Below are 9,964 nucleotides of genomic sequence, written 5' to 3' on the forward strand. Positions count from 1 at the left end.
ACTTAAACCTTCAATTCAAAATTCAAAATTTAGAATTCAAAATTTCTTAAAAGGTGGATGAATTTTTAACAGATAAACACAACCCTATCTATTTTTGCACTAAGTAATGGAAGATACTATAAGTATTTGTTTTTCTTGATTTCTTCTTTAGACATAACCCAATATACTATTCTTTCTATCCAGACACCAATGAAAATAAAGACATCAGCCATATCCACTTTAATCTGTTGATAATTCATCCAAAAAGGTTCATCTGAACCATATCTTAAAGCCTTCTCCATTTCTTTATCAAGTAAGAACATAAGCATATATTCATATTCCAAAAGGAAAAACCGACTTCAAACTTCCCAACCTTGCATTAAGCAATTGGTAGTTTTTAGGTTTTAAATTTTGAATCAAACCTTCCAAATATTGCTTCAATTGTTTTATATCCATTTTTTCTTTTCGTCTTCTATTTCAGGAAATGGATTCCTCCATTGCCATCCTGTTTGTCTTGTCTTTCTAAAATGTTCTAATCTTCTTATCGTAATCTCAGCAAATATTGGGTCAATATCAAATGTATAAACCCTTCTTTTTAATCTTTCTCCCGCAATTAGACTTGTCCCAGAATGGGCAAAAAAGTCTACAGCCAAATCCTTTTCATTCGTGGCTGAAAGAATTATTCTCTCTATTGCTTTCAAGGGTTTTTGGGCATAACACCCAGGGACATTTTCTTCCATTCTATAAAATACTTGCTGAACATCTACCCATACATTCCCTGCCCTAATATACCTTGATTTGCTTCGCTCTAAATTTTCTGTAATCTTACCGCTTATCTCTTTGTAGTACCCCCTTAATATTTTAGGAATATCAGTGTATTCGGCATCTACATTAAAATTGGGATTGCCTTTAATATAATAAAGAAGCTCTTGTCTTATCCACATCCAGTTTTTTTGCGTTCCATAACCCCTTTGATTTCTTAAAGTGATAATATTTTTAGGTCTTATTTCCTTAAATTTTCTCATCAGAATAATAAAATCAGGAAGAGGCTGAAGGTTATCTTTATAATCTGCCCCTAACCATATATAAAAATGGGCATCTTTATCCGTTACTAAAATTGCATTTTGCACCCATTTTTCTGAAAACTCTAAGTAATTTTTTATGTTTATTTTGAAAAGTGCATTCGTATTTGCATTGCCAATTGCTACATTATAAGGTGGATCATTTACAACCAACCTGGCTTTTTCATTAACCATAATCTTTTTAACATCTTCCAGTTTTGTGGCATCTAATACACCAACCTTATGTCCCTGAATTGGGTCTTCCCATATATCACCATATTTTAACCTGCATAATGGCAATATCCTTTTCTGTAATTCTCCATGAAGGTCTAACCGCTTAAGACACTCGGTAGTTCCACCCTTTTTTTCTACCCCATCTTGGGTCAACAATTCACTATTGGTCGGGCTTTCCACAATGATAAGGGGTTTGTTCATTGTGAAGTAAAAATATATTCACATCCCTATTTTTTGTCAATCATTTTGTTCTAAAATGTAGTTACCATAGAAAAACCTAGACAAAAATTATAACTTAATTTAAAATAAATTCTTTATTAAAATAAAAGGAGGAAGAAAAATGGCAAAGTATGTATATTTCTTCGGAAATGGAAAGGCAGATGGAGGGACAGGGTTAAAATCCCTCTTGGGAGGAAAGGGTGCTGACTTAGCTGAGATGACCAACATTGGGATTCCGGTTCCCCCCGGATTTACCATTTCAACCGAGGTTTGTAGCTATTATTATAAGAATAGTGAATATCCCGAAGGTCTAAGGGATGAGGTTGAAAAGGCTTTGGAAAAGCTGGAAAATGCAATGCAAAGGGGGTTTGGAAATAAGGAAAACCCCCTTTTGGTTTCTGTTCGCTCTGGTGCGCCAATTTCAATGCCGGGAATGATGGATACAATCCTTAATCTGGGCTTAAATGATGAGACAATAAAGGGCTTTATAAAGCAGACAGGAAACGAGAGGACAGCCTACGATGCCTATAGAAGGTTTATCCAAATGTTTTCTGATATTGTCCTTAAAATAGAGATTAAGAAATTTGAGGATATCCTTTCTTCTAAAAAGAGAAAAAAGGGTGTTGTCTATGATATTGAGCTTGACTGTGAAGACCTTAAGGAAGTTGTGAAGGATTACAAAAGGCTGGTTGCTTCAGAGAAAAAGGATTTTCCACAAGACCCAAGGGAACAGCTATGGATGTCTATTGATACAGTATTTGGAAGCTGGCATAACAAAAGGGCTATTGAGTACAGAAGGATATACAAAATCTCCGATACATTAGGAACAGCGGTAAATGTCCAGGCAATGGTCTTTGGAAATATGGGAGATACATCGGGAACAGGCGTTGCATTTACAAGAAATCCCTCAAATGGCGAAAAGAGGCTTTATGGCGAGTATCTTATCAATGCCCAAGGAGAGGATGTTGTTGCCGGGATAAGGACACCAAAGCACATCTCTCATCTTCACGATCAGATGCCCAATATTTACAAAGAATTTGAAAGGATTGCAAAGCTTCTTGAAAAGCATTACAAGGATATGCAGGACATAGAATTTACCATTGAGAATGGAAATTTATATATCCTCCAGACAAGAAAGGGAAAGAGAACACCAGCCTCCTCGGTCAAAATTGCTGTGGATATGGTAAAGGAGAAGCTGATTACAAAGGATACCGCATTATTAAGGGTTGAAGCAGGTAGTTTAAAAGCCCTCCTTCACCCCCAGATTGACCCAAGTGCGGATATTTCTTCTGATTGCACAGGCCTTCCTGCATCCCCTGGGGTTGCTATTGGAAAGATTGTCTTTTCTCCCGATGATGCTGTAAAGATGTCAGAGAAGGATAAGGTTATCCTTGTAAGGGAGGAGACATCTCCCGATGACATCCATGGAATGGCTGTATCAGAGGGAATCCTTACTGCAAGGGGTGGAATGACATCGCATGCCGCTGTGGTTGCTCGGGGGATGGGAAAGCCCTGTGTCTGCGGATGTGAGATAATAAAGATTGATGAGAAGAAAAAGGAGCTAGAGGTAGAGAAAAAGAGGCTAAAGGAGGGCGATGAGATAACCATAGATGGAACAACGGGCAGGGTTTATCTTTCTCGCATTCCATTCATTATTCCACCAAGGATAACCGATGAGCTAAATACCCTTCTTACATGGGCTGATCAGAAAAGGAGGCTTCGTGTTCGCACAAATGCCGATGACCCAGAGAGTGCAAAAAAGGCAAGGGAATTTGGTGCAGAGGGAATAGGTCTATGCAGAACAGAGCATATGTTCTTTGGAGAGGAAAGACTTCCCATTATGCAAGAAATGATAATGGCAGAAAAAGAGTTGGATAGGAGAAAGGCATTGGACAAGCTCCTCTCATTCCAGAGGGAAGATTTTATGGGAATCTTTAGAGCAATGCAAGGCCTTCCTGTAACCATAAGGCTGCTTGACCCGCCTTTACATGAATTCCTTCCAAAGCATGAGGAATTAAGGATTGAGCTTATAAAATTAAGGGTTGAGGATAAAGAGCAAGAAAGACAAAAAGAGATTGAGAAGCTATTGCATAAGGTTTCTAATCTCTCTGAGATAAACCCAATGCTAGGCTTAAGGGGATGCAGGCTTGGGATAGTTTATCCTGAGATCTCCGAGATGCAAACAAGGGCAATCTTAGAGGCAGCCTGTATCTTGGCAAAGAAGGGAATAGAGGTTTTCCCAGAGATAATGATTCCTTTGGTTTCAGATAAACAAGAATTTGATGAACAAAAAATGGTAGTAGATAAGACAGCAGAAAGGGTATTTAAGGAGCAGGGGATTAAGGTAAAATACATGGTTGGAACAATGATTGAGGTTCCCAGGGCGAGCCTTGTGGCAGACAAAATTGCAGAAAGTGCTGAATTTTTCTCCTTTGGAACAAATGACCTAACCCAGATGACCTTTGCCTTCTCCAGGGATGATGCAGAGAGGAAATTTCTTCCCAAGTATTTAGTTGATAAAATATTGAAGGATAACCCATTTGAGGTATTAGACCAGGAGGGTGTGGGCGAGCTTATAAAAATGGGGGTTGAGAGGGGAAGGAAGACAAGGAAGGAGCTTAAGGTTGGCATCTGTGGAGAGCATGGCGGAGAGCCATCCTCAGTGATATTCTGCGACAAAGCTGGCCTTGACTATGTCTCCTGTTCACCCTATAGGGTTCCTATCGCCCGCTTAGCCGCAGCTCAGGCAAGGGTGAAAAAAGAGGGATAATATGGAAAAAGAATATGCTTGGTTTCTGTTGCAAACAGACTTAGAAAAGAGATATTCAGGTGAGTATATTGCTATTGTAGGAAATTCTGTTGTGGCACATGGAAAGGATTTTAAGAATGTTTTAAAAAAAGCAGAAAAAAAAGGTGAAGAGCCTTTTATTTATAAAGTTCCACCAAAAGACAAACTTATGGTTGTATGATTGAATTCTCTTTTGAAAAGGTATCCTCAGAGAAATTTGGCGAGGTCTTAAAACCTGTGATTCCTGTAACAATTATTGGGATGAAGAGAAAGGTAAATGTCTTTATGCTTCTTGATTCTGGGGCAGATATTTCAATGATTCCATATTCAGTGGGAGAGGCTATTGGTATAGAATTCGATCTCTCAATGAGGGGAGAGGTTTGTGGAATAGGAGAGGGAAGTGTTCCTTATGTAGTGAGTAAAGTTAGATTCAGGATAAAAGATATTGAAATTCCATCTCGCATTGGATGGGCGTTGATTGAGGAAGTGCCACTTATTCTTGGTCGTTTAGATGTATTTCAAAAATTTGCCATAGAGTTTAGAGAATTTGAGAATAAGATTTTTCTTAAAAGTCCCCTTTAAGGGGTTAGACCAGGAGGGTGTGGGCGAGCTTATAAAAATGGGGGTTGAGAGGGGAAGGAAGACAAGGAAGGAGCTTAAGGTTGGCATCTGTGGAGAGCATGGCGGAGAGCCATCCTCAGTGATATTCTGCGACAAAGCTGGCCTTGACTATGTCTCCTGTTCACCCTATAGGGTTCCTATCGCCCGCTTAGCCGCAGCACAAGCGAGGATAAAGAATAAGGAAGAGGAATGAAAAACTCCCCGAACATAAAAGACCTATACGAAAGAGCTCTTCAATATATACCAGGTGGTATAAATAGTCCAGCAAGGGCATTCAGGCCGGTTAAAGAAAAGCCAATATTTGTTGAAAAAGGCTCGGGTGCTTATATTTTTGATAAGGAAGGAAAGAAATATATAGACCATTGCCTTTCTTTTGGTGCAATTATCTTAGGTCATAGCCATTCAAGGGTATCTTCTGCTATAAAAGAGGCAATAGACAAAGGAACAAACTTTGGTCTTTCAACAGAGAAAGAGGTTATTTTATCAGAGATAATCTGCAAGGCAATTCCATCTATTGAGAAAATAAGGCTTGTTAATTCAGGGACAGAGGCGGTTATGTCTGCTATTAGGCTTAGCCGAGGATGGACAAAAAGAAAAAGAATAATAAAATTTGAGGGTGGCTACCATGGCTGTGTTGATTCCCTCCTTGTCTCTTGTGGCTCATCCTTAACAACACTTGGAGTTCCAACCAGCTCTGGGATTCCAGAAGAATTTTTTCAAACAACAATTGTTCTTCCATATAATAACATTCCTTCATTTAAGGCAATAATTGAAAAATACCATCCTGAGATTGCCGCTGTTATTGTAGAGCCAATTGCGGGAAATATGGGTGTTATCCCAGCAAATTTGGAGTTCTTAAGGGTTTTAAGGGAAGAGACAGAGAAATACAAAATCCTCCTTATCTTTGACGAGATAATCACAGGCTTTAGATTATGCTTTGGCGGATTTCAAAATATTATTGGAATAAAGCCAGATATTACATTATTAGGAAAGATAATTGGAGGTGGCTTGCCGATTGGTGCCTATGGTGGAAAAAAGGAGATAATGGATTGTCTTGCACCAGATGGAGATGTATTTTCTGCAGGAACATTCTCAGGAAATCCCATTGTTGCATCATGTGGCATTTCTGTTTTAAATATTTTAAAGGAGGAAAACCCATACAACCTGCTTGAGAAAAAGACAAAATACCTTTTAGAAGGCCTTTCTGGATGTGTCAAGGTAAATCAAGTTGGCTCAATGTTTACCATCTTCTTTACAGATAGCCCTGTATTTGATTACAAGTCTGCAAAGACCTCTGATTGCGAAAGGTTTGCCAATTTTTTCAAAGGGCTGCTAAATAAAGGGATATATTTTCCACCCTCCCAATTTGAGGCTTGCTTTATTTCTACCTGCCATACAGATAAAGATATAGAGAAGACAAAAAAGGCAATTAATTTTTCCTTTGCAAATTTAAATTATAATATTGTAAAATAAAATGTCAAATATGAAATTATGGTTATCTTGGGAATTGATCCAGGGATTGCTCAAACCGGATATGGAATAATCGAGGAAAATAAAGGTTTAAGGCTAATTAAAGCAGGTATTATCAAAACAGACAAAAAGATGCCAAAGGAAAAGAGGCTTCTTTTTTTATATAAGAGGCTTTTAGAAATAATCAAAGAATTTTCTCCAGAGTCTTGTGGGATAGAAGATGTCTTCTTTTTTAAGAATGCAAAGACAGCAATGGGCATTGGTGAGGCAAAGGGGATATGTATCCTTGCTTCTGCTTATTCAAGCCTTCCCATCTATAACTACACACCCCTTCAGATAAAGCAAGCAATTACAGGCTTTGGAAGGGCAACAAAGCTACAGGTTCAGGAGATGATAAAGAGGCTTCTTGGTCTTTCTTATATAATAAAGCCAGATGATGCGGCAGATGGTGTTGCCTGTGCTATATGTCATATTCAATCATTATGGAGCAAAAATATTTAAAGGATTTTATTTTATCAAGGGCCCAGCAAATGCTTGTTGCTATTTTTCTTTTATCTGCAATATTGGCATCATCTATCTTGATATTAAGGAGGATTAAAGAGGAAAGGCAATTTGCCAGGATAGAGGTTGTGGAGGGACAAATCCCAAATTTTAAATCCGAAATCCGAAATCCGAAATCCGAAACAAATTCAAAATCCAAAATTCCAGATCCCAAACAAATCCAAAATCCAAAATCCAAAATAAATATAAACAGAGCAAACCTTAATGAACTTATAGGCCTTCCTGGAATTGGAGAAAACATAGCAAGAGAAATCATAAAATATAGAAAAGAAAATGGGACTTTTACATCATTAAAGGAGATAATGAAGGTAAAGGGAATTGGAAAAAAGAAATTTGAGAAATGCAAGGATATGATAAGAGTAGATTAAAGAGGGTTTTGTTTGTTTGCACAGGCAATTCCTGTAGGAGTGTTATGGCAGAGAAATACATTCAAAGCCTAAACCTGGGTCTTGAAGCCTTATCTTGCGGAATTTCTGCATTAGAAGGGCTTGATCTTCCTCCTTTGACAAAGAGGGTTTTAGAAAATTATGGAATTCCCGTTGCATGTCATGTTATCAGGCAGATAAGCTCTGATATGGTTTCCTGGGCAGATATTATCTTTGTAATGGAAAGGTATCAAGAACAAAAGGTTATTTCCCTCTTTAAAGAGGCATCGGGAAAAATACATCTTCTTAGTGAGTATGCGAAAGAAGAAGATCCAGAGATACCTGACCCTTTTGGTGGTTCAATTGAGGCATATGAAACCTGTTTTTTGAAGATAAAGAGGTGTATAGATAAAATAGAATGGGATTAAGGAATTAGGGGTGGGATAATTTTAAACAATGATTATAGCTATGGGTGCTGATCATGCAGGGTTTCTTTTGAAGGAGAAAATAAAGGAATACCTTATAAAAAAAGGTTTTGAAATCAGGGATTTTGGGACAGATTCTGATAAATCTTGCGATTATCCTGATTATGGATTCCTGGTAGGAGATTTTGTCTCAAAGAATAGAACCTCATTAGGCATCCTTATTTGTGGCACAGGAATTGGAATGTCTATTTCTGCTAATAGAATTCCTAATGTAAGGGCTGCTTTATGCCATAGAGAAGATTTTGCAAGGCTTGCAAGGCAACATAACCATGCAAATATTCTATGCCTTTCTGGAAGGTTCTTGCAGGAAGATGAGGGATTTAAAATTGTTGATGCATTTTTGGAAGCAAAACCTGAAAAAGGAAGGCATAAAAGGAGGGTTGAGAAGCTTGGGTAAGAGTCGGGAGTCAGAGAGTCAAAGAATCAAAAAGTCGGAAGGGATTCTTCTTCTTGAGGATGGAAGGGCTTTTAGGGGATATTCCTGTGGAGCAAAAGGTGAAAAAACAGGAGAGATTGTCTTTAATACAAGTATGACAGGGTATCAGGAAATACTAACAGACCCATCGTATTGTGGTCAAATTGTAAATATGACATACCCTTTGATGGGAAACTATGGCGTAAATAATGAAGATGTAGAATCAAGCAAGCCACAAGTAGAGGGCTTTGTGGTAAAGGAAATGAGCAAGAGATTTTCTAATTTCAGGGCAGAAAGCTCCCTTTCTAATTACCTTAAGAAAAACAACATCATTGCAATTGAGAGTATTGACACAAGGGCATTGACAAGGCATATAAGGGATAAGGGTGCAATGAAGGCAATTATTTCAACAATTGATTTGAACATAGAAAGCCTGCAAAAAAAGCTATCTGATGCACCGGGCATCATAGGAAAAGACCTTGTAAAAATGGTAACCTGCAAAGAAAAATACACAATTCCTTGCAAGAATAAAAAGGCTAAAATTGCTGTTTTTGATTTTGGTGTAAAGCTAAATATTTTAAGGAAATTAACAGACCTTAATTGCGAGCTTATAATCTTTCCTGCCTCTTGCACGGCAGATGAAATTCTTAAAGAAGACCCAGATGGAATCCTCCTTTCAAATGGCCCAGGTGATCCCGAGGGTGTCCCCTATGTAATAGATGAGGTGAAAAGGCTTATAAAAACAAAAATCCCCATATTTGGGATCTGCCTTGGTCATCAGATACTATGCCTTGCTTTTTCTGGAAAGACATATAAGCTTAAATTTGGACATCGGGGAGGAAATCAGCCTGTTTTAGAGCTAAAAACAGGAAAGATTGATATTACATCACAAAACCATGGATTCTGTGTTGATATTAAAAGCCTTCCAGAGATAGTAGAAAAAACACATATAAACCCAAATGACAATACATTAGAGGGAATAGAACATAAAGAGCTTCCCATATTTTCTGTTCAATACCACCCAGAGGCATCCCCTGGTCCACACGATTCAAGCTATTTGTTTGATAGGTTTGTAGGAGATATGAGATACAATGATTAGAGAAAGCGATAAGCCTACCATTAAAATATGCAAAAAAATACAAGTTAGCTAGAGGAATATACTCAAATAAATGTATGTGTTTAGCTCCTTAATATGTGTTTAAGCTTCCTCATTAAAAAGCCAGAAACGCTTTGTTTAATTGTTTAGCTTTAGCTAAACACGTCCCATATTTCAATTGTATGACATTTGTATATACAAGGTCAAGGAAAATCTTTTGGTTTAAAAAACTTATGGAAAGTAAACCCTACCTCACCACCATTGATTTAATGGCAGAGAAGTCATCTCCAATAAGCTTATAGAAGTATAAGCCCTTTGAGGCTTTGATGCCATTGTCATTCTTTAAGTCCCAAAATAGAGCAGAGTTTTGCTTTGTGTATGAGCCCTTCTTTTTAAAGCCAAGCTTCATTGTTCTTATCCTTTGTCCTAGGAGATTATAGATTTCTAATGAGAGATTGGAATCCTTTGCTAGGGTAAAGGGAATATAGCAGAAATTGTTTGCTGGATTTGGATAGGATGGAAAAAGCTCTGAGATTTGGGGAGCTTGTGTATTTATGGTTAGTAAGATTGCTTGGGATTGCATTTCTTTGTTTGCCATATTCCTTGTTGAAATTGGGATAATCTTTATTATTGATTCTGGGTCTTCTGAGATTGCTTTAAAGATTAGGGT

Annotated in this window: 12 protein-coding genes and 1 pseudogene; 10 read left to right on the forward strand and 3 right to left on the reverse strand. The window is 37.7% G+C overall.

All coding sequences use genetic code 11. From position 1 onward, the window contains the following. Nucleotides 1–116 precede the first annotated feature (116 nt). Both AB1397_03050 and AB1397_03055 read right to left on the reverse strand, forming a co-directional pair. Nucleotides 117–323: a hypothetical protein gene (locus AB1397_03050; protein ID MEW6481971.1), complete on the reverse strand. Its 207-nt coding sequence runs from the start codon at nt 321–323 to the stop codon at nt 117–119. Nucleotides 324–425: 102 nt separating this feature from the next. Then, complete coding sequence (locus AB1397_03055) at nt 426–1,475, reverse strand: site-specific DNA-methyltransferase (GenBank protein MEW6481972.1); 1,050 nt, start codon at nt 1,473–1,475, stop codon at nt 426–428. A gap of 139 nt (nt 1,476–1,614) precedes the next feature. Between AB1397_03055 and ppdK the strand changes: the two genes are divergently transcribed. The 10 genes and pseudogenes from ppdK to carA all read left to right on the forward strand — a co-directional run bounded on the left by ppdK (nt 1,615) and on the right by carA (nt 9,297). Continuing rightward, a complete protein-coding gene (ppdK, locus tag AB1397_03060) occupies nt 1,615–4,263 on the forward strand; it encodes a pyruvate, phosphate dikinase (protein ID MEW6481973.1) in 2,649 nt (882 codons plus the stop codon). A 1-nt stretch (nt 4,264) separates the two neighbouring features. Next, on the forward strand, nt 4,265–4,462 hold the full coding sequence (locus tag AB1397_03065; GenBank protein ID MEW6481974.1) for a DUF5678 domain-containing protein: 198 nt from the start codon (nt 4,265–4,267) through the stop codon (nt 4,460–4,462). After that, a complete protein-coding gene (locus AB1397_03070; GenBank protein MEW6481975.1) occupies nt 4,459–4,863 on the forward strand; it encodes an aspartyl protease family protein in 405 nt (134 codons plus the stop codon). Before AB1397_03065 ends, AB1397_03070 begins: the two co-directional genes overlap by 4 nt. Next, a pseudogene (locus AB1397_03075) lies at nt 4,856–5,095 on the forward strand (putative PEP-binding protein). The gene AB1397_03070 and the pseudogene AB1397_03075 overlap by 8 nt, the downstream one beginning before the upstream one ends. Beyond that, entirely contained in the window at nt 5,092–6,375 is a 1,284-nt protein-coding gene (gene hemL, locus AB1397_03080; GenBank protein ID MEW6481976.1) for a glutamate-1-semialdehyde 2,1-aminomutase, read from the forward strand. Before AB1397_03075 ends, hemL begins: the two are co-directional and overlap by 4 nt. An 18-nt stretch (nt 6,376–6,393) precedes the next feature. Next, nucleotides 6,394–6,873: a crossover junction endodeoxyribonuclease RuvC gene (gene ruvC, locus AB1397_03085; protein MEW6481977.1), complete on the forward strand. Its 480-nt coding sequence runs from the start codon at nt 6,394–6,396 to the stop codon at nt 6,871–6,873. After that, complete coding sequence (locus AB1397_03090; GenBank protein ID MEW6481978.1) at nt 6,837–7,301, forward strand: ComEA family DNA-binding protein; 465 nt, start codon at nt 6,837–6,839, stop codon at nt 7,299–7,301. The genes ruvC and AB1397_03090 overlap by 37 nt, the downstream gene beginning before the upstream one ends. Continuing rightward, nucleotides 7,274–7,726, forward strand: a complete 453-nt coding sequence (locus tag AB1397_03095; protein MEW6481979.1) for a low molecular weight protein arginine phosphatase — start codon at nt 7,274–7,276, stop codon at nt 7,724–7,726. Before AB1397_03090 ends, AB1397_03095 begins: the two co-directional genes overlap by 28 nt. 28 nt (nt 7,727–7,754) lie before the next feature. After that, on the forward strand, nt 7,755–8,180 hold the full coding sequence (gene rpiB, locus AB1397_03100; GenBank protein ID MEW6481980.1) for a ribose 5-phosphate isomerase B: 426 nt from the start codon (nt 7,755–7,757) through the stop codon (nt 8,178–8,180). Then, the gene (gene carA, locus AB1397_03105) at nt 8,173–9,297 is read left to right on the forward strand and encodes a glutamine-hydrolyzing carbamoyl-phosphate synthase small subunit (protein MEW6481981.1); all 1,125 of its coding nucleotides are present in this window, start codon (nt 8,173–8,175) and stop codon (nt 9,295–9,297) included. Before rpiB ends, carA begins: the two co-directional genes overlap by 8 nt. A 244-nt stretch (nt 9,298–9,541) precedes the next feature. Here carA and AB1397_03110 read toward each other — a convergent pair. Continuing rightward, nucleotides 9,542–9,964, reverse strand: a 423-nt coding sequence (locus AB1397_03110; GenBank protein MEW6481982.1) for a T9SS type A sorting domain-containing protein, incomplete at its 5' end; no start/stop codon positions are given.

Source organism: bacterium (assembly GCA_040756715.1).
Lineage (GTDB): Bacteria > UBA9089 > UBA9088 > UBA9088 > UBA9088 > JBFLYE01.